The sequence below is a fragment of the Campylobacter sp. FOBRC14 genome, assembly GCF_000287855.1.
In the GTDB taxonomy this organism is placed as follows: Bacteria; Campylobacterota; Campylobacteria; order Campylobacterales; family Campylobacteraceae; genus Campylobacter_A; species Campylobacter_A curvus.
This window is the reverse complement of sequence record NZ_ALJJ01000017.1, coordinates 78,397-97,755: the sequence shown is the minus strand read 5'-3', so window position 1 is coordinate 97,755 and position 19,359 is coordinate 78,397. Positions and strand designations below refer to the sequence as shown.

Below are 19,359 nucleotides of genomic sequence, written 5' to 3'. Positions count from 1 at the left end.
AAGCGATGATAAATTTAAAACTACTTGAGAGCAATTACGAAAATTTCGTCAGCAAGCTTCGAGGCAAAAATACAAACGAAGACGTTCTAAAAAGCCTGCTTGACACGTTTAACGAGCTAAAAAAACAGCGCCAAATTTTAGAAAACTTCCAAGCCGTGCAAAACGCAAAGAGCAAAGAGCTAGGCGCACTAACTAGAAGTGGCGGCGATGTGACGGACCTAAAAGAGGAGCTTAGTAAAAACAAAGAAGCGCTTAGTGCGCAAAACGAAATCGTACGAGTACTCGAGGAAAAGCTAGATAATATCGCCTCAAACGTGCCAAATATCACTGACGATGACGTGCCTTTGGGCCGAGACGAAGAGGATAATGTCTGCATAAAAAAGGTGCTTAATCCGCGAGAATTTTCTTTTACGCCAAAGGCGCATTATGAGCTTGGAGAGCAGCTTGGCTGGCTTGATTTCGAGCGCGGAGCTAAAATTTCAGGCTCTCGTTTTACGATCTTAAGAGGCGAGGCGGCGAGGCTCTCAAGGGCTTTGGTAAATTATATGATCGATTTTAACAGCGCGCGAGGGTTTGAGCTGGTAAATGTGCCGTTTTTGGTAAATTCAAACACGCTTTACGGCACCGGACAGCTGCCAAAATTTGAGGACGATCTTTACAAGGTGCGCGACGAGGATCTTTACTTGATCCCGACTAGCGAAGTGCCGGTGACTAATATCTACAACGACGAGATAATAGACGCTGAAATTTTACCGATCAAGATGACTTGCTACTCGGCGTGCTTTCGTCAAGAGGCAGGCTCGGCCGGTCGCGATACGCGCGGTATGATCCGCCAGCATCAGTTTGAAAAGGTCGAGCTTGTAAGCATAACAAAGCCCGAGCAAAGCGAGCAAATTTTAGACGAAATGGTCGCTTGCGCGAGCGACCTGCTCACTTCGCTTGGCTTACCGCACCGACATATGCTGCTTTGTAGCGGCGATCTTGGCTTTAGTGCGGCAAAGACGATCGACCTTGAGGTCTGGCTGCCGTCTCAAAACAAATATCGCGAGATAAGCTCCATCTCAAATACACGCGATTTTCAGGCCAGACGAGCAAAAATTCGCTTCAAAGATGGCAAGAAAAACGCCCTTGTAAATACGCTAAACGGCTCCAGCCTAGCCGTAGGCAGGACGCTCATAGCCATAATGGAAAACTATCAACGTCAAGACGGGACGATCGAGATCCCAGACGTTCTTAAAAGGTATATGTAGTGGCCGATGAAGAAGTCGTAGTCTTAAAGCCGCCCGGCGAGGAAAACGAACAGCCAAACGCCGATGTGAACGAGGAGATCGTATCTCTTGAGAGCATCCAGCCGGGCGATGTGCTAAATGATGAAAATATCCCCGAGCCTATCAAGGTAAAAAAGAGCAATAAAAAATTTATCTTCATAGGGCTTGGCGCTTTGGTGCTGATCGTTTTGGTAGCGGTTTTGCTTATATTTTTACTGAAAAAGGATAAAAATCCGCCGATCGATACGACAACGCTCGCCCAAAATATAGAGGAAAACTACAAAACGCAAAATTTCGGCGCTTCCAAGATCGATGACATGATCAGCAAGGCAAATCAGCTCTACGAAAGGGGCAATAAATTCGAAGCGCTTAAAATTTACGAAAATATAGCCGTTTACAACGAGTCGCTCTCAAACTACAATCTAGGCGTCTCTCAAATGAAGCAAGGCAAATGCGCCGAAGCTATCACCTCCTTCACCAAAGCCATCGCCGATCATGAAAATACCGCCGTTAGCGCGATAAACGCCGCCGTTTGCTCGCTCGAGTCAAACAACACTAAAAATTTCAACTACTACATCGGGCTTGCCAACTCGTTCTTGCAATATGAGGAGAGCTCGCCGCTTTATAGCTATTATTACGCGTTAGTGAGTTATTATAAAGGCAACTATTTTGAGGCTTTGCAGGCTCTCTCGCACCCTAGCGGAGATGACTACAAGGACAAATACGTCTACCTAAGCGCTAAAATTTTATCGCTTCTAGGCAACGACGAGGCGGCGATAGCAAAGCTCGAAAGCCAAAAGGAATTTAACGCCAACATCACCCTCGCGCAGCTTTACGCAAGGCAGGCAAACTACGACAAGGCGCGCGATTATCTAAGTAAAGCCGCCAAAAGCACGACCGACCCTGACCTCATCAAAATGATAGCGGCGCTAATAGATCTAAAAACCGGCTACTACAAGGACGCAGCGGCTTTCATAAGGGATATTTACTCGATCGATCCGTTAAAGCCAAGCAAAATTTACAAGATAAAAACGATACTAAATCCCGAGCTGTTTGATGTAAATTTAGCCCAGCTACACTTTAACGACGATATGTTTTTCAATAAAATCAGAAGATACGAGACGCTGTTTTACTTCGCACCTTACAAAGTCTTTGACGCTAAACAAAGCGTGGAATACATCAGAAAAGGCGGAGTCAGTGTATTTCTAGACGATACCTCGGCGGCAAACGACTATCTAAGCAAGAGTGCGACCATGTCAAAGGTAAACATAGAGCTAAGCAGCGCCATCGCAAAAGCGCTAAACTACCAGCTAAAAGAGGCCAATCGCGACTTCGAGGCCCTTGTCAAGCTCTATCCAAACCACTCGATACTTCAATACAACCTAGCGCTTAGCTACGCACAGCTTGGGAATTTCAGTCTGGCTGCAAAGCATTTCATAACGAGCTATCATCTTGACGTGAATAACCATTTAGCGGGCGTTTTTTGCGCGATCAGTATGGATATGACCCACAGCGTCGATCCAAAGCTCATCGAGGAGATAGGTGAAAATTTAGAAAACGATAAAAATTTAAAGCCGGTAAATATTTACGCTGCGCTACTTAGCCTGGTAAGTGGTAACCAAAGTGCGATGCTAAGGTGGCTTGAAGAGCCAAAGGATCAAAATACGCTAAATTTGGCCTTTGATACGATCATCGCAAAGATGACCTCGCAAGATGAGATGATGCGTGAAAAAACGAAGCAGCTGATGCAAATTTTACCAAACGATATCATCACCAACATCCTAAATTTCATCGCGAACAATCAGCAAAAAAGCGTCAAAGAATACGCCAGAGCCATTCAAATTTATTTCAAAGACAGGCAGCTTGACTCAAGCGCCTTTTACCACGGAGCCAGCATCATCCGCAAGCAATACATCAAACTCTTGCAAATCGCCGGGCTCTTAAACTACGAACGCGACAAACTAAAAGAGCAGCTGCGCATCGCACCGGCGAATGCCAATATCGTCCAAACGCTTGCCTATGTCGAAATTTTCACCAATGACTTCGATGACGCGTTTAGGCTTTACAATAAAGCGATCGATGAGTTTAAGGTGCAAGATGCGGGCACATTATTTTTAGCCGCGGTAGCAGCCACGGGTGCGAACAAGCCGCAAAACGCGATCGCGCTTTTAGAGCTATCCAAGCTAACCGATCCAAATTCCTACGAAAGTCGCGTAGCACTTGGATATCTTTATCAAGAGGTCGGGAACATAGAGGCGGCGCTCATACAGTATGAGCTCATAAAAAATACTGAATTTAAAAGCGAATTTTTTGATTTTATGATAAATCACGCAAAAGATAGATGAAGGGCTATTTTATCGTAGCCCTTTTAAGGCGTCAAGGACAGATTTTTGCGTCTTAGTATCGTTTTTATCGACTTTAAAAAATATCTGAACTCTATTGCTGTCGCTGCCAGAGACGCTCTTTGGAGCAGGCTCGTTACCGTATGAGACGATGCGCATCCTAGAGGCGTCCAAGCCATCATCAGCCAAAATTTGAGCGACGCTCATAGCTCGTTTATACCCTAGTTCAAAGCTTTCCAGCCCGTTTGCCGAGCCGCCGGTGTAGCCTCTGATCTCGACAGAGATATTTTGAGGCAATTTATTTGCTATCTTTGCCGTTGTTTTTATAAATTCAATGGAATTTTGATCCGTTACTTGCGTCTCGCCAGCTTTAAAACTAACGCCGTCTGGCATATCAAGCGAAATTTGCCCCTCGCTTTGATCCAGCATCGCTTTAAGCTCTTTTATGGTCTGCTCTTGCTCGGCGTTAGCGGCTTTTAGTTGTTCGAGCTGTGATTTGGCATCGTTTTTGGCATTTGATTCTTTGTTGCCTTGAGAGACGATGTTGTCGGTAGTTTTACTCGCCGGATAGTCAAAAATTTTAATAAATTCCGTCTTTAAAGCCTTGACTTTTTCGGTATTTGCAGCCGATATAGCGTAAAGTGCGATGAAAAGCGCGAGCAACAAAGAGAGGAAGTCCGCATAAGGAACGGCCCATTTCTCGCCGGCCGGACACTCTTGTTTTTTACATTTTTTACCCATTTTTACCTACTTGTTAAATTGCGACTGAGCCGGCTCGTCATGCGAAAGGAAGTTAAACAGCCTCTCTTCTAAATTCCTCGGGTTTGCACCTTCTGCTATGCCCGTGACCGCCTCTATGATCACGGTTTTAGTTCTTATTATGTCTTTTGCATTTGCCATTATCTTAGCTCCCCAAGGACCAAAGATCGCATACGCACCCATGATACCAGTCACCGTTGCGGTAAATGCACCGGCGATACCAGCCGCCATAGCCGCAGGATCATCAAGCAAGGCAAGAGCCAGCATCAGACCCATGACCGCTCCGACTAGCCCAAACGTCGGGCAGCTCTCGCCAGTCTTGATCCAAAAGTGCCCGCACTCGTGATAATACTCTTCAAGCTGTTCTATCTTGATCTCCATATTTTCTCTGATGTCGCCTATTGGCTGACCGTCGACTAGCATCATCATCGCACTCTTTAAAAATTCATCTTCGATAGTAGCTACCTTTGGCTCAAGCGCCAAAAGCCCGTCTCTACGTGCGGTGACAGAGAGGTCGATGAGCTCTTTTATCAGCTTTGGCACGTCGGTACCGGTGCCTTTAAAAATGATTTTTAACTCCTTGAAAGCAGGCTTTATAAATTTTTTATTAGTAGATGTCATAGCCGAAAATATAGCAGTCGGGATAACGATAAGCAGTGACGAGACATGAATGACATGAAGGGGGCTTCCACCCTCCAAGATATCGCCTATAGAGATACTAGTGACTGACAGAAGCATCCCAAGTATCGTAGATAGATCCATACAATGTCCTTGAAGTATTAAATTTTTATTGTGTAATTATATCGTAAAATTTGAATAATACTTACTTACTTATCGCTACTGATGATGCCCGCCTCATAAAGCGGGCTAAATTTCAAATCAATTCCTTCTCATTTTCAAAAAGCTATTTAGCGCCCCTACATACGCCTTTGCGCTAGCCATCATCGTATCTATGTCAAGTCCGTGCCCCATGACCGCGTTAAAGCCCTCAAATTCGACCTTCACATCGACCTTGGCCAAAGCGTCTTTACCCTGTGAAACGGCGGTGACTTTATAATCTTTTAGTATGCCGCTAACTCCGCTTATCCTATCTACGACCTTAAATATCGCATCGACAGTGCCGTTTCCAAGTGCAGAGTCGCTTACGACCTCATCATCATGCTTTATGCTTACGGATGCGCTTGCCAGAGCGTTGTTGCAGCTACTTTGAAGTAGTCTTACTATCTCGTAAGCTTGCGGTATCTTGGTTATCTCTTCAGCCACGAGCGCACGCAAATCATCATCGAAAATTTCCTTTTTCTTGTCCGCAAGATCTTTAAATTTCTCAAACGCAGTATTTAAAGCCTCACTTTCAAGGTCAAACCCAAGTGTGGCAAGCTTATCTTTAAACGCGTGACGGCCACTATGTTTGCCGAGCACGAGCGAATTTTTCTCAAGCCCGATACTCTCGGCCGAGATGATCTCGTAGGTCTCTTTATGTTTTAGCACGCCGTCTTGGTGTATGCCGCTTTCATGAGCAAAGGCGTTTTTACCCACGATCGCTTTGTTTGGCTGAGGCTCGATGCCGGTGATGCTAGCGATGAGACGCGAAGTCGGATAAATTTCCTTGCATATGATGTCCGTATAAAGTGGAGCGAACACGTCTTGACGCGTCTTTATCGCCATCACGATCTCTTCAAGCGCGGCATTTCCCGCACGCTCGCCGATACCGTTTAGCGTACACTCAACCTGCCTTGCGCCCGCTTTTATCGCGGCTAGCGAGTTTGCCGTAGCTAGGCCTAGGTCGTTGTGATTATGCACGGAGACGACTGCGCGACCATTTATAAATTTAACCATTTCTCCTATGCGAGCGGTAATCTCCTCGGGATATAGATACCCCACGGTGTCGGGGATGTTGATCGTTTTTGCTCCAGCGTTTATAGCGGCGTCGCAAATTTCTTTTAAAAAGCTCATCTCGCTCCTGCACGCGTCCTCGCAGCTAAACTCGACATCATCGCAAAAGCTCTTGGCGTATTTCACGGCGTCTATCGCGCGTTTGATGACCTCGTCCGGTTTCATTTTCAGCTTAAATTCCATATGGATAGGGCTTGTGGCGATGAATGTGTGGATGCGCTTATGTTTAGCGGGAGCCAAGGCCTCGCCGGCAGCCTTTATGTCGCGCTCTACGGCTCTAGCTAGCGAGCATACGGTTATATTGGACGCTTGTTTGGCTATTTGATTTACCGCGTCAAAATCCCCGGGGCTTGCCGCCGCGAAACCAGCCTCCATGACATCTACGCCAAGCCTTTCTAGCTGAAGCGCTATTTGAAGCTTTTCAGCCGTATTCATCGAAGCTCCCGGACTTTGCTCACCGTCTCTTAATGTCGTATCAAAAATTATTATTTTATTATCCATTTTTTATCCTTAGTGTGAATTTTAAAATTTTGGGGTTAGTTTTAGAGTGAGTATTTGCTACCAAAGTAGCAGTAGAGAGTTTTTGATTTCGATTTTAGGCAAGAATTTACGCGATTTTATGATACCTGCATCGCTCATTCGCTCTCCTTTTTCTTAGAATTTTTGCTAAACATTATGGCCGCCCTAATTATACCATATAAAGTGTAAACGCTCATAACTATCGTCGCGCTTTCAAAGGGATAAAGATAAAGCATGGAAAATGCTACCACCAAAACGACTAGTATGCGCATAACGTGAGTTTGTTTTAAATTCATCTTTTTAAAGCTTGGATAGCGGATGTTACTGACCATCAAAACCGCCAAGACGCTTTGTAAAAGGACGTAAAACCACTCGAATCCTTGCAAAATTTCATAATCAAGATACACGCCGATCCAAAGGACGCTGACTATCGCGGCCGTCGGTATAGGAAGCCCGATGAAAACGTTTGGTTCGTAGGTGCCCGTAGTTACGTTAAATCTAGCAAGTCTGATAGCTCCAAAAACTACGAACATCGCAGCTATCAGCGCTCCAAATTTACCAAACTGCACTCCGATGACGATGTAAAACAAAATGGCCGGTGCGACGCCAAATGCGACCAGATCGGCCAAGCTGTCAAATTCTACGCCAAATTTACTGGTAGTTTTCGTTAGTCTGGCTACGCGTCCATCAAGTCCGTCAAGCACGAGAGATAAAACGACATAAATGATCGCTTTGGTGTAGTTGCCCTGGATAGACGAGATAACGCTTATGACGCCCAAAAATGCGCTCGCAGCGGTAAATAAATTTGGCAAGATATACATAAGCTGCATCTTTTGTAAGCTATTCATCATCTATCCTTTTTATCAAAATAACCCAAAAGCTCGCCGGCTTTTAGCTTTTCGCCCAAGCTTACGCAAATTTTAGTATCTTTTGGCAAAAACATCACCACTATACCGCAGCCCAGGAAACCAAATTTACGAGCGGCCTTTAAATTTTGAACTCTATCTAAAAAAAGCCTTTTGCTAAAGACTCCCGCGATTATGCGCATCGCAAATTTTAGCGAGCCACTTTGACAAACTAGCAAAGCTCGCTCGTTGAGAGCCTCTGAAATTTTCATATGATTGCACAAAAACAGCCCGTGCCTACGGCGAATATCCAAAATTTGCATATCGCACGGCGCACGAAGCGAACCAACGCCAAAAAACGATTTTTCTATCACGATCTTGGTAACGTCGTCTCCTTCAAAATTTGAAAGAGAAATATCGGCAATCTTACCGTCGATAGGCGATAGCAAAGCTAGCTCGTCATCTGTATAAGGCACTCGCTCCGGGTCTCTAAAAAAATACAATGTCAGGATGAAAATCACCGTAAAAAATAGCGGCAAAAAGCCAAATAGCAATGACAAAAGCAATAGAATGCCCGAAAATACGATACATTTATAGCCGTATCTCGCGATATATCCTGTCATTTTCAGTCCTCTTTTTGACCTTGTTTGGCGTGTCCGTCAAATTCGCTATGCTCGTCGTTTGAGACTAGGCGAGTTTCAAGTCCGTTTTGCTCCTCATAAGCTTTAATGATCTCGCGGACTCTCTTGCCTTCGATAGTCTCCTCTTCGTAAAGCGCGCTTACCATACTTTCTATCGCACCGCTATAAATTTCAAGTGCTTCCAAAACGGCGGAATACCTCTCATGAAGCATGCTTTTTACGAAGTCATCAACCTTTTCAGCCATCTTATCGCTGTAATCTTTTATGCTCTGTCCGCCGTTTAAAAATGTCGCTCGCTGCTTTTCAAGCACCATAAGTCCGGCAACATCGCTCATTCCATACATGCTTACCATGGCTTTTATGATGTCAGTCGCTCGCTCAAGGTCGTTGCTGGCGCCGGTCGAAATTTCTTTTATGAAAACTTCCTCGGCAGCGCGTCCGCCAAGAAGCACATCGACCTCGGCTATGAGCTCGTGCTTTTGCATCATAAATTTATTTTCTTCAGGCGTATTTAGCGTATAGCCAAGTGCCGCAAGGCCGCGTGGGACGACGGAAACCTTGGTGACCTTTTTTGCGCCTTTGGTTATCTCGGCGATGAGGGCGTGGCCGCACTCGTGATAGGTGACTATCTTTTTTTCTTTCGGATTTACACGGCGCGACTTTTTCTCCAAGCCCGCGATAGAGCGCTCGACTGCCTCTACTAGGTCGGCTTGCTCGACGAAAGGCTTTGACTTGCGTCCGGCAAGGAGCGCGGCCTCGTTTATGATATTTTCAAGATCGGCTCCTGCAAGCCCGGTCGTAAGACGCCCGATCTCCTCGAGGCTGACGTCTTTGCCTATCTTGACATCTTTCATATGCACTTTCAATATATCACAGCGCCCCTTAAAATCAGGCTTATCGACAAGCACCTGTCTATCAAACCTACCGGGTCTTAAAAGCGCAGCGTCTAAAATTTCGGGTCTGTTCGTAGCTGCGATGACGATGACAGGCGATTTGTCAGCGTCAAACCCGTCCATCTCGGAAAGTAGTTGATTAAGCGTCTGCTCGCGCTCGTCGTTTCCTCCCATTGGGCCGGAATTTCTACTCTTTCCTATCGCGTCTATCTCGTCGATAAACACGATCGCCGGCGCCTCTTTTTTCGCATTTTCAAACAAATCGCGCACGCGGCTGGCGCCCACACCAACAAACATCTCTATGAAGCTTGAGGCCGACATAGAAAAAAACGGCACATCAGCTTCGCCGGCAACGGCTCTGGCTAAAAGCGTTTTGCCTGTTCCAGGAGGTCCTACGAGCAAAATTCCTTTTGGTATTTTCGCTCCTAAATTTAGATATTTATCCGGGCTTTTTAGATAATCGACTATCTCTTGAACCTCTTCTTTAGCCTCTTCCACGCCTGCCACATCGTCAAATTTCACCTTTGGCTTCTCGGAATTTATAAGCTTTTTCGCGCTTCCTATGCCGAGTATGCCCCCGCCCATATTTCTTTGCATCCTGCTAGCCAAAAACATCCAGATACCAAAGAATATAAACACAGGAAGTACCCATGAAAACAGTAGCTCGGTGAACCAATTAGTATCGCTATAAGCGCTGTATGCGACGTTGTTTTGCTCAAGTAGGCTAATTAGCGTAGGATCGCTGACACGCTTTATGATGTAAACCGTTTTATCGTGCCCGGCGGCTCTTATCGTGCTATCGGAGATCGCGACCTCGTTTATTTGCTTCGCTTTTAGCATGTCTTTAAATTCGGAATACGGTATGACCTTGCTTTGAGCCTGTGAGCCCATAGCGATAGAGCCCATGCTATCACCAGTAAAGCTTCTAAAAGCAAGCACGATGATTATGGCGAAAATCGCAAAAATCAGTATCGGATTTTTATTAAAAAAGCCGTTATTGTCGCCATTGTTTTGATTTTTATTATTTTGATTATTCATTCATTTCCTCTTATTTTTAAAAACAAAGCTGACCCAGTCGCCAAGCTCTTTTTTCTCGATCAGATCAAGCTGTTTAAAAGTCTCTTTTATCCGCTCTTCATACTTGGTCAAGATCCCCGAAAGTATGAGATATGCGCCATCTTTCAATGCACGCTTTAGATCGTTTGCAAGCATGAATATCACGTCTGCGATGATGTTTGCCACGACTATGTCGTATTTTTTATCTAAATTTGCAATGGAACCGACCCAAATTTTACTAAAATTTACGCCATTTAGCATAGCGTTGCTTTTAGAGCTCTCGATGGCTTGCTCGTCAGTGTCGCAGGCCTCGACATCGCAGCCAAGCTTAGCGAGCGCGATGCTTAAAATCCCACTTCCGCAACCTACATCAAGTGCCTTATCGCCGTTTTTTGCATATTTTTGCAAAAACAGCAAACAAGAGCTTGTGCTCTCATGATGGCCCGACCCAAAGGCTAGCGCCGGGTCTATTATGATGTTTGTCACGCCCTTTAGCTCGTTTTCCCAGCTTGGACGGATGTAAATTTTATCTAAAAGGATAGGCTTGACTGCCTTTTTGTATTCGTTTATCCAGTCTTTGTTTTCTTTTATGCTGAGTTTTGTTCGGATATCGTTTGGCTTTTCTAGCGCTGTGCAGAGCCTCTTGGCGTATTCGTTCACGCCCCATTCGATTTGGCTTAGATCGTCCTCGTCTCGCAATATTATTTCGTTGTCCAGCTCTTCTAGGCAAGTAGTCCCGAAAGAGAAGACAAGCTCCAAAATCTCATCGTAAAATTCCGATGTTTTGATGCTTAATTCGTAGAATTTATCTTTCATCAACCAAGAACGTCTTCAAGCTTCTCTTTTAAAACTTGCGGCGTAAAAGGCTTGACGATGTAGTTGTTCACACCAGCCTTCAAAGCGGTGATGACTTCGGCTTTACCGCCTTCTGTCGTTACCATTATGATAGGCATATCGACGTATTTTTGCTCGGCGCGAACCTTTTTAACCAGCTCCAGCCCGTTCATCTCAGGCATATTCCAGTCGGTGATGAGCACATCTATATCGCTATGTTGCGCCATCAAATTCCATGCTTCAAGCCCATGTTCGGCCTCTAAAATTTCTTGATGTCCAAGTCTTTGTAAAGTATTTTTTATGATTCTTCTCATCGTCGAGCTGTCATCTACAACCAAAATCTTCACACAATATCCTTTTAGTAAAAATTGCTCTATTCTATCAAATTTTAAATTTATCAAAGCTTTAATTATAAAACTTTTCTAAAAGCCTCTTTTAGGTCGATTTTGCCCTCGTAATACGCCTTTCCCACGATCACGCCGGCTACTTCGCCACTGTCTTTTAGTCGCACGATGTCGCTCATATCTTTCACGCCACCGCTTGCGATCGTATCCACGCCGCTTGCACGCGCTATTTCAAGCGTGAAGTCTAAATTCACGCCACCTAGCATGCCGTCCTTTGCGATGTCGGTGCAGATTATCGCTTTCACGCCAGCATCCGCAAATTTAGCCGCCAGCTCGCTAGCTCTCATCTGCGAGACCTCTGCCCAGCCCTGCGTCGCGACAAAGCCATCTTTTGCGTCGATGCCGACAACGACTGGATAAATTTTAGCCATCTTGCGGACGAAATTTGGCTCGTTTAGCGCGACTGAGCCCAAGATCACGCGGCTAGCTCCGATGTCAAGATAGCGTTTTATGCGCGCTTCGTCGCGTATGCCTCCGCCGATTTGCACCTTTAAATTTGTGGATTTTATGATCTTTTCGACCACGTCAAAATTTACCGTCTCGCCGGCAAACGCACCGTCTAGATCGACGACGTGCAGCCATTTTGCGCCGTAACCCTCAAAAATTTTTGCTAACTCCTGCGGGGCGTGAGAGTAAATTTTCGCACTCCTCATCTCGCCCTTACTAAGCCTCACCGCCTTACCCTCTTTTAGATCGATCGCGGGGAAAATCTCCATCAAAGCCTCCCAAAATTTTGTAAAATTTTTAGTCCCGTGTCGTGGCTTTTCTCGGGGTGTGGCTGAAAGCCAAAGACGTTATCAATCGCTACCGCGCTCGTAAATTTATAGCCGTATTCGCTACTGCCAAGCACGGCATTTTCATCGCAGACAACGTGGTAGCTATGCACGAAGTAAAGATATTCGCTCTTTTTGAGCCCGCGATTTATAGGCCTTTCGCGCACGAAATTTATCACGTTCCAGCCGGTGTGCGGCACTTTTAACGGCTCGTCAAATTTAGCGTCGTCAAATTTAACCACCTCGCCGCGAAGCAAGCCAAGCCCAGCATGCTCGCCAAATTCGCTGCTCTTTTCAAAAAGCAGCTGCATGCCAAGGCAAATGCCTAAAAACGGTCTTCCGCTCGCGACGAAATCTTTGATCGCTTCGTCTAAATTTGCAGATTTTAGCTTTTTCATCGCCTCGCCAAACGCCCCAACGCCCGGCAAGATAATGCGCTCAAATTTTACGAGCTCCTCGGCGTTTCTTACAAGCCGCGCGCTTAAATTTAGCTTCTCAAACGCGTTCATCACACTTTGTAAATTTCCCGCGCCATAATCGATGATACCGATCATTTCTCCTGCCTTTTGACGCTAAAAAGATAGACGCTAAGTGCTATCATCAGCACCGCCACGCCGCCGATGAGATAGATCGCGTTTATGATGTTTTCGGGCGCGGTGATGGCAAATTTAAATACAAGCATGAGCGCTTCGATCGCAAGGGCGATGATGATCGAGCCGATAAATCGCACCATCGTCTTATAAACGACGCTGTTTTCGTCGTGATTTTTGCCGATGACCTCCTCTTCAAATATCGTTTTAACCAGATCAAATATCGCTAAGGCTAGCGTTAAGATGATAGTCGATGAAAATATCTCCTCGATGTCGATATATTCGATGCTTGTGAGGATAAAGTCCTTCACCCCGTGCCAAAACAAAAACGCACAGATCATAAAAAGTGCGGCGCAAAAGAGGCTATAAACCGCCTTTAAAAATTTACCAAAATAATTTTCCAGCTCGCCAGAGTCGGTCATCGTGAGGATATTTTCTAGCGAAATATCGATGCAGGCGATAAATTTAAGCCTGCCAGCGTCATCATATATCGGCACGCTCGCCGTGACACATAAATTTGCGTTCAGGCTCGAAGGATAGGGGTCGCTCAGCACGCAGCGTTTTTCACGCACTGCCAGATAATAATAAGCCTTATTCGAGCGATCCTCGCCCTCGCCGACCTCGTATTTTTTGTTTAGGCTGATCGCGTTTTCCAGCTGTATGCCGTTCTCGTCCAGCACGTAAAATGCGTCGAAATTTTCTATCTCGCGACTGATCTTTTCAAAGCCGCTTTTTATCGAGGCGAGCGAGACGCCGGGCAGGTGGTTTGGAAGGTTGCGACTAAAAAGATAGCAGATATATGCGCGCGCCTTGTAGCGGGTATCGCTGAAACGCTGGATGTCTTTTATTACCAAATTTATCCTTTTAAATTTAGTGCGTGGTTAAATTCAGGCACTATTTTTTTTAGCTCGCCCGCGATGTCATCGTCTTCAAGCTCGAGCAAATGAGCGATCTGCTCGTTTAAAACGGCGATATCGTAAGGCGAGGAGTGAGTGACGAAGATGGACTCGAATTTCGTCTTTACGTCGTCTTTGTTTATGAGTAGCTCTTCGTAGAGCTTCTCACCGGTCCTAAGCCCTACAAATTCGATACCCAAATGCTCTTTGTTGGAAAGTAGAAGCATCTTTTTAGCAAGATCGACGATCTTTACCGGCTCGCCCATATCAAGCACGAAAAGCTCTCCGCCATTTGCGATGGACGCGGCTTGTAGCACGAGCTGGCAGGCTTCCGATGTGAGCATGAAGTAGCGTGTGATGTCAGGATGTGTGACGGTGAGAGGCTTATTTGCGGCGATCTGCGCTTTAAATTTAGGTATGACGCTACCACTGCTACCAAGGACGTTGCCAAAACGCACGCAAACGATCTCGCAAGCGCCTTTTTCGTTGGAATTTAGCGCGTAAAGCTCACAAACTCGCTTTGTCGTCCCCATTATGTTTGTCGGACGAACGGCTTTGTCAGATGAGATCATGACGATCTTTTTGACGCCGTATTTTTTAGATAGATCGATCGTATTTTTGGTGCCTAGTATGTTGTTTTCGACCGCCGAGCGAGGGTTTAGCTCGCAAAGGGGCACGTGCTTATACGCGGCTGCGTGGATGACGATCTGAGGTCTAAACTGAGTGAAAATTTCCTCAAAGTCCTTAAAATTCACGATATTTATGAGCTTACTTATCGTTCGCCTATCTTTGGTGTCTTCGCCGATCTTATAGAGGTTAAATTCGCTATGATCGACCATTATTAGCTCTTTCACGCCAAAATTCAAACACTGCTTGCATATCTCGCTACCTATGCTGCCACCGGCTCCCGTGACCAAAACGACTTTATCTTTTAAGAAATTCGAGATCACTTCAGGGTTTAGATCTTTTGGCTTTCTAGCGAGCAGATCCTCGATAGAGATGTCCTTTATCGGCTCTTTTTCGATGAGCGAAAAGAGCTTGATGTCTCTTATGCCGTAACCCGTAAGCTCGTCAAACAAAGCCTGAAGGTCGTCTTGTTCCAAAGCTAGCGCGATGATGGCGGTTTTGACGTTGTATTCTTTGATGAGGGTCGGAATTTCACTCTTATCCTGCACCAAAAAGCCGTCGCAGTAAGTGCCGACCAGATCGCTCCTGCCATCGACTACACCGACTGCGTAAAAGTCGAGATAGCCCTGTTTTAGCCCGCTTAAGACATGAAGCGCCTTCGTCGTAGCGCCTAAGACGATGCAAGGCTCGCCCTTGTGAGGGCGGTTTGAAAAGTCTATGAACATACGTTTTGATATCCTAAGAGCGCCCACAAGCAGGCATGAAATCAGCATGTCTATCAAAATGACGCTTCTTGGATACGGGTTTAAAAAATCTTGCAAGATGAAAAAAACGAGCATGAACGCCGCGGCTGCGCTTAGATGCACGAGGAAAATTTTACGCGCTTCGTTAAGTCCGAAAAATCTCCAAGGCACCTTGTAAATTTTAAAAAGCCACATGAAAACGAGCTTAAAGACCACGAGAAAAGCGGCGGTTATAAATAGCCCTTGCAGGTAAATTTCAGGTATCCCTCCGTTAAATCTCAAAAGATACGCCGCGTATATCGAGGCGATAAATATGACCGCGTCGCCTACGAGAAAGAAAATGAGCCGTTTTAGCTTCGTCGCCTGAAACATCTACGCGTTTTCCTTTACGATATCTATCACTCTAGCCTGCGTAGCCTCGCTCATATCTGAGCCGCTTGGCAGGCAGATACCGCGCTCAAACAGCTCTTCGCTCGTGCCGTCAATGAAACCAAGCGCGCCCTTAAACACAGGCTGCATGTGCATAGGCTTCCAAAGCGGACGGCTCTCGATGTTTGCCTTTGCCAGTGCGTCGATGACTCGCAGGTGCGCGCCTTTTTGTTTAAAGACACCAGTCGTCAGCCAGCGGTTGCCGCGCGAATTTGAAATTTCAGGCATAAATTCTAATACCCCGCCCAGCTCGCGCTCGTAAATTTCAAAGACCCTTCTTTTTTGTATTACGCGCTGCTCCAAGACCTCCATCTGCGCCGTTCCTATCGCGCCTAGGACGTTGCTTAGGCGGTAGTTGTATCCGTAGTCTTTGTGCTCGTAGTGAAGTAGTGGCTCGCGCGCTTGCGTGCTGTAATACCTCGCCTTCTCAACGCCTGTCGTGTCGCCAACCAGCATACCGCCGCCCGAAGTCGTGATGATCTTGTTGCCATTAAAGCTATAAACGCCAAATTTACCAAACGTGCCAAGCGCCTTGCCGCCGTAAAATCCGCCTAACGCCTCGGCTGCGTCCTCCACCAGATCTATGCCCTCGTTTTGGCAAATTTGGCAAATCTCTTTCATCTTTGCCGCCTGTCCGTAAAGGTGCGTGAGCACGAGCGCTTTTGGCTTTTTAGGTAAATTTGCGATCGCTTTTTTAAGCAGCTCGGGGCTTAGATTCCAGCTCTCGTCGCAGTCGATGAAAACGGGAGTCGCCTTTTCATAAAGTATCGGACTAACGGACGCCATAAAGGTAAAACTGCTCGCGAGCACGAGATCGCCAGCTGTTACCCCAAGCACGCGAAGTGCGAGGTGCAGCCCGGCAGTGCCCGCGCTAAGCGCCAAGGCATCGTGCGCGCCCGTGTAGCTTTTTATGCTGTTTTCAAATTTATTGACATATTCGCCAAGCGGGGCGATGTAGTTGCTTTTAAAGACTTCTGCGATGTAGTCTTGCTCACGTCCGCTCATATTTGGCGGAGATAAAAAAACTCTATCCATTTCCAATCCTTTAAATCCTAAAATTCTTACAAATTTTGGGGTATTATAACAAAGTTTTAGAAATCAAAGACGAATTAAAGGCATAAATCTTATAGAATTTTATCTAAAGGCTCTTTTAAATTTTCATAGTTTGCAATAGCGTTTTTGAGGGCTAAAATTTTATTCGGACTCATTTTTGCGCCGACACAGCGCGTAAATTTTTCAAAAATTTCATCTATACCAAGTGGATTGTCAAAATTTCCTCTATTTATAAAAACGTCCTTTTTCAGGCTCTCACCGCTATTTAAGATAGCCTCGATATGCCCCGGGAAATATTTTGGAAATCCGCTGTTTTCGCGCCTTTCGTAGCTTATCTTTTTTGCGAAATTTATCACGTCCGCTCTATTTAAATTTTCGTAGCTTTTGATCTCTATCTTGCCGTCAAAAAACGCAAGAGCCATCAAAAACGGCATGGAAAATTTCGCTTCATAAGCGGTTTTGGGGGCGTATTTGGCGTCCATCGGATCGCAGATAAAATTTGCCGCCACGCCATTTACGAAACATTTTATGCTTTTTATGTCATCGCTTTTTAGCCCGTCATTTCTCAGCAAGATCGCGCACTCGATCAGTCCGTGCGCAAAATGACAACTTGGATAGGGCTTTATCGATACCTGCATCGTTTGCCAAATTTTACCAAGCCCCTTTGTAAGCCCCTTTTTGTCGCATTCGCTCTCCACGCCAAAGGTCTTAAAGATATTATCGCGACCTTCAAAAACGCTTGCGGGTCCGCTCATACCGCACTTTGCAAAATTTGTAGCCATAATGGCGTTATTTAAGCAGTTTGCTACGTGGATAACTTTCGAGTTCGAGCCGTTTGATAAAAACTCGTTTATCCCGCCGGCGTAGCTTCCGGCAAGCCCCAAAGCATTTACGCATTCGTTTTTATCTAGCCCGAATATCACGCTTGCCGCGGCGGTCGCGCCAAATATCCCGGCGATTGCGGTGGTATGAAAACCTCGCTTGTGAAAGCCGCCCTTTGAGGCGATCCCCACGCGTGCCGCGACCTCCCAACCGGCTACAAATGCAGTCAAAATTCTCTTGTGAGAAATGTTTAAAAAATCCGCGTAACTTAGACAAAGTGGCGTTAGTATCGCGCTTGCATGCACGATCGCCCCTGTATGCGTATCGTCAAAATCAAGCGCGTGAGAGCTTATCGCGTTTATCATGGCGGCAAAATTTGGGGCGAGCTTTTTTCTATGCCCCCAAATTTTACACTCTCCTTTTGAGCTTGGTAGTTTTTCCAAAGCCTTTATAGCGTTTTTTACGCTCATCTCACTGCTTCCTGCGATCGCTACACCCACGCAGTCTAGCATCAACTCTTTTGCGCGCGAGATTACATCTTTTGGAATTCGATCAAATTTTAAATTCGATACAAACCGGGCTATGTCATCCGAATACATAAAATCTACTTTAAAATTTTAGCGTCTTTGATCTTTTCTAAAAAATCATCCACGAGTTTTGGCGCGTATCCGACGTAAGTAGTCGCATCGAGCAACTTTTCTATCTCATCATTGCTTAAAATTTTTGATACCGTCTCGTCTTTTAAAAGTACCTCTTTAAAGCTTAGATGATTTTCTATGCCTTTCATCGCGGCTTGATACACCACTTCGTGCGCATGCTGTTTGCCAAGCTTCCCAGCCAGCGCAAACATCACCCTTTCAGCCAAAACATAGCCACCAAGCAGATTTAAATTTTTAAGCATACTTTCTTTTTTGACTTCAAGACCAGATAGTGCCGTTTTCATATTCGCTAGCACCACGGAGAGCATTAAGAAAATTTCAGGCAGCAGCTTCCACTCCATTTTCCAGACCTGCCCGTCTCTTTCGTGCTCGTGTCTTTCGATGTCGGAGAGTATAGCTAAATTTGCTTTTAGCGTGTTACTTACGGTAACAGCATTTTCACTGATGGCAGGATTTCTTTTGTGCGGCATCGTGGAGCTTCCTACTTGACCTTTACTAAACGGCTCGGCAAGCTCGTCAAATTCATTGTGCGACATTAGTAAAATTTGATGAGCGATCTTGTTGAAAGTGGCGTTTATATTTCCCAAAACATAGCCAAGCTCGATAAATCTATCCCTAGCTGGCTGCCAAGAAATATCGGCTGTTTTTAGACCGAGTAGCTCATTTACCAGCTCTTCAAGCTCGCTATATTTTTCACCAAACGACGCTTTCGTGCCCACAGCTCCTACTATCAAGCCAACATAAAGCCTTGATTCAAGCTCCTCTATCCTATCAAAATGCCTATTTAGCTCCGATAGCCAAATGGCACTCTTGTGCCCGAATGTGATAGGCAAAGCTTGAAGCGAGAGTGTGCGCCCCATCATCGGGGTGTTTTTGTGCTCTTTTGTAAGTTTTAAAAGGGCTTTCGCGATCTCTTTTAGCTCGCTTTTTATCAAATTTAGCCCCTCTTTAAACTGCAAAACAAGCCCGGTGTCGATGATGTCTTGGGTTGTGACTCCAAAATGCACGAATTCGCCCCGCCCGTTTTCGCAAGCTCGCTCTAACCCCCGCACGGTAGGCACCAAAGGATGCTTTGTCTTTTTAAATTCGCTTAAAATAAAATCTATATCCATAAATTTAAAATGCGCCTTTTTTACGATCTCATCGGCGGCGTCTTTGGGGATGATTTTAAGCTTTGCTTGTGCTTTGGCAAGAGCGGCTTCAACGTCCAGCCACTTTTGTATCCTATTTTCTTCGCAAAAAATTTCTCTCATCTGTGCGGTGCTCCAAGCATCTCTAAGTATCGTCATATCAAATACACTTACTTGCATCGC

At 45.6% G+C, this 19,359-nt stretch carries 17 protein-coding genes; 2 read left to right on the top strand and 15 right to left on the bottom strand.

Features of this window, described 5'->3' with window-relative positions; genetic code table 11:
• Positions 1 to 5: 5 nt before the first annotated feature.
• Positions 6 to 1,250 (top strand): serine--tRNA ligase, encoded by a 1,245-nt coding sequence (gene serS / locus HMPREF1139_RS08745; RefSeq protein WP_009651024.1) that lies wholly within the window; start codon positions 6 to 8, stop codon positions 1,248 to 1,250.
• Positions 1,250 to 3,613 (top strand): tetratricopeptide repeat protein, encoded by a 2,364-nt coding sequence (locus tag HMPREF1139_RS08740; RefSeq protein WP_009651035.1) that lies wholly within the window; start codon positions 1,250 to 1,252, stop codon positions 3,611 to 3,613. The genes serS and HMPREF1139_RS08740 overlap by 1 nt, the downstream gene beginning before the upstream one ends.
• Positions 3,614 to 3,622: 9 nt before the next feature.
• On the opposite strand, the gene motB is transcribed toward HMPREF1139_RS08740, so the two are convergent.
• From motB to purB, 15 genes are all read right to left on the bottom strand, one after another.
• Positions 3,623 to 4,351: a flagellar motor protein MotB gene (gene motB / locus HMPREF1139_RS08735; protein ID WP_009650971.1), complete on the bottom strand. Its 729-nt coding sequence runs from the start codon at positions 4,349 to 4,351 to the stop codon at positions 3,623 to 3,625.
• Between the two features lie 6 nt (positions 4,352 to 4,357).
• Positions 4,358 to 5,131 carry a flagellar motor stator protein MotA gene (gene motA, locus HMPREF1139_RS08730; RefSeq protein ID WP_009651053.1) on the bottom strand — a complete coding sequence of 258 codons (774 nt, stop codon included), beginning with the start codon at positions 5,129 to 5,131 and terminating at the stop codon, positions 4,358 to 4,360.
• A gap of 117 nt (positions 5,132 to 5,248) precedes the next feature.
• Positions 5,249 to 6,763 (bottom strand): 2-isopropylmalate synthase, encoded by a 1,515-nt coding sequence (locus HMPREF1139_RS08725; protein ID WP_009651039.1) that lies wholly within the window; start codon positions 6,761 to 6,763, stop codon positions 5,249 to 5,251.
• A 134-nt stretch (positions 6,764 to 6,897) separates the two neighbouring features.
• Positions 6,898 to 7,629 carry a CDP-diacylglycerol--serine O-phosphatidyltransferase gene (pssA, locus tag HMPREF1139_RS08720; RefSeq protein WP_009651056.1) on the bottom strand — a complete coding sequence of 244 codons (732 nt, stop codon included), beginning with the start codon at positions 7,627 to 7,629 and terminating at the stop codon, positions 6,898 to 6,900.
• Positions 7,629 to 8,249: a phosphatidylserine decarboxylase gene (locus HMPREF1139_RS08715; RefSeq protein WP_009650979.1), complete on the bottom strand. Its 621-nt coding sequence runs from the start codon at positions 8,247 to 8,249 to the stop codon at positions 7,629 to 7,631. The genes pssA and HMPREF1139_RS08715 overlap by 1 nt, the downstream gene beginning before the upstream one ends.
• A 2-nt stretch (positions 8,250 to 8,251) precedes the next feature.
• The gene (gene ftsH, locus HMPREF1139_RS08710) at positions 8,252 to 10,198 is read right to left on the bottom strand and encodes an ATP-dependent zinc metalloprotease FtsH (protein ID WP_009651011.1); all 1,947 of its coding nucleotides are present in this window, start codon (positions 10,196 to 10,198) and stop codon (positions 8,252 to 8,254) included.
• Positions 10,199 to 11,032, bottom strand: coding sequence for a 50S ribosomal protein L11 methyltransferase (locus tag HMPREF1139_RS08705; RefSeq protein WP_009651094.1), 834 nt, complete (start codon positions 11,030 to 11,032; stop codon positions 10,199 to 10,201). It lies immediately after the preceding gene.
• A complete protein-coding gene (locus HMPREF1139_RS08700; RefSeq protein ID WP_026175517.1) occupies positions 11,032 to 11,397 on the bottom strand; it encodes a chemotaxis response regulator CheY in 366 nt (121 codons plus the stop codon). The genes HMPREF1139_RS08705 and HMPREF1139_RS08700 overlap by 1 nt, the downstream gene beginning before the upstream one ends.
• A 62-nt stretch (positions 11,398 to 11,459) precedes the next feature.
• Positions 11,460 to 12,170: a 1-(5-phosphoribosyl)-5-[(5-phosphoribosylamino)methylideneamino]imidazole-4-carboxamide isomerase gene (gene hisA / locus HMPREF1139_RS08695; RefSeq protein WP_009651077.1), complete on the bottom strand. Its 711-nt coding sequence runs from the start codon at positions 12,168 to 12,170 to the stop codon at positions 11,460 to 11,462.
• Entirely contained in the window at positions 12,170 to 12,781 is a 612-nt protein-coding gene (hisH, locus tag HMPREF1139_RS08690) for an imidazole glycerol phosphate synthase subunit HisH (protein WP_009651012.1), read from the bottom strand. Before hisH ends, hisA begins: the two co-directional genes overlap by 1 nt.
• A complete protein-coding gene (locus HMPREF1139_RS08685; RefSeq protein ID WP_009651102.1) occupies positions 12,778 to 13,671 on the bottom strand; it encodes a PDC sensor domain-containing protein in 894 nt (297 codons plus the stop codon). Before HMPREF1139_RS08685 ends, hisH begins: the two co-directional genes overlap by 4 nt.
• Positions 13,672 to 13,673: 2 nt before the next feature.
• Positions 13,674 to 15,455, bottom strand: coding sequence for a UDP-N-acetylglucosamine 4,6-dehydratase (configuration-retaining) (pglF, locus tag HMPREF1139_RS08680; protein ID WP_009651066.1), 1,782 nt, complete (start codon positions 15,453 to 15,455; stop codon positions 13,674 to 13,676).
• On the bottom strand, positions 15,456 to 16,547 hold the full coding sequence (gene pglE / locus HMPREF1139_RS08675; RefSeq protein ID WP_009650996.1) for a UDP-N-acetylbacillosamine transaminase: 1,092 nt from the start codon (positions 16,545 to 16,547) through the stop codon (positions 15,456 to 15,458).
• Between the two features lie 89 nt (positions 16,548 to 16,636).
• Positions 16,637 to 17,986: an MmgE/PrpD family protein gene (locus tag HMPREF1139_RS08670; protein WP_011991913.1), complete on the bottom strand. Its 1,350-nt coding sequence runs from the start codon at positions 17,984 to 17,986 to the stop codon at positions 16,637 to 16,639.
• Positions 17,987 to 17,991: 5 nt separating this feature from the next.
• The gene (purB, locus tag HMPREF1139_RS08665; RefSeq protein ID WP_009650978.1) at positions 17,992 to 19,356 is read right to left on the bottom strand and encodes an adenylosuccinate lyase; all 1,365 of its coding nucleotides are present in this window, start codon (positions 19,354 to 19,356) and stop codon (positions 17,992 to 17,994) included.
• Between the last annotated feature and the right edge of the window lie 3 nt (positions 19,357 to 19,359).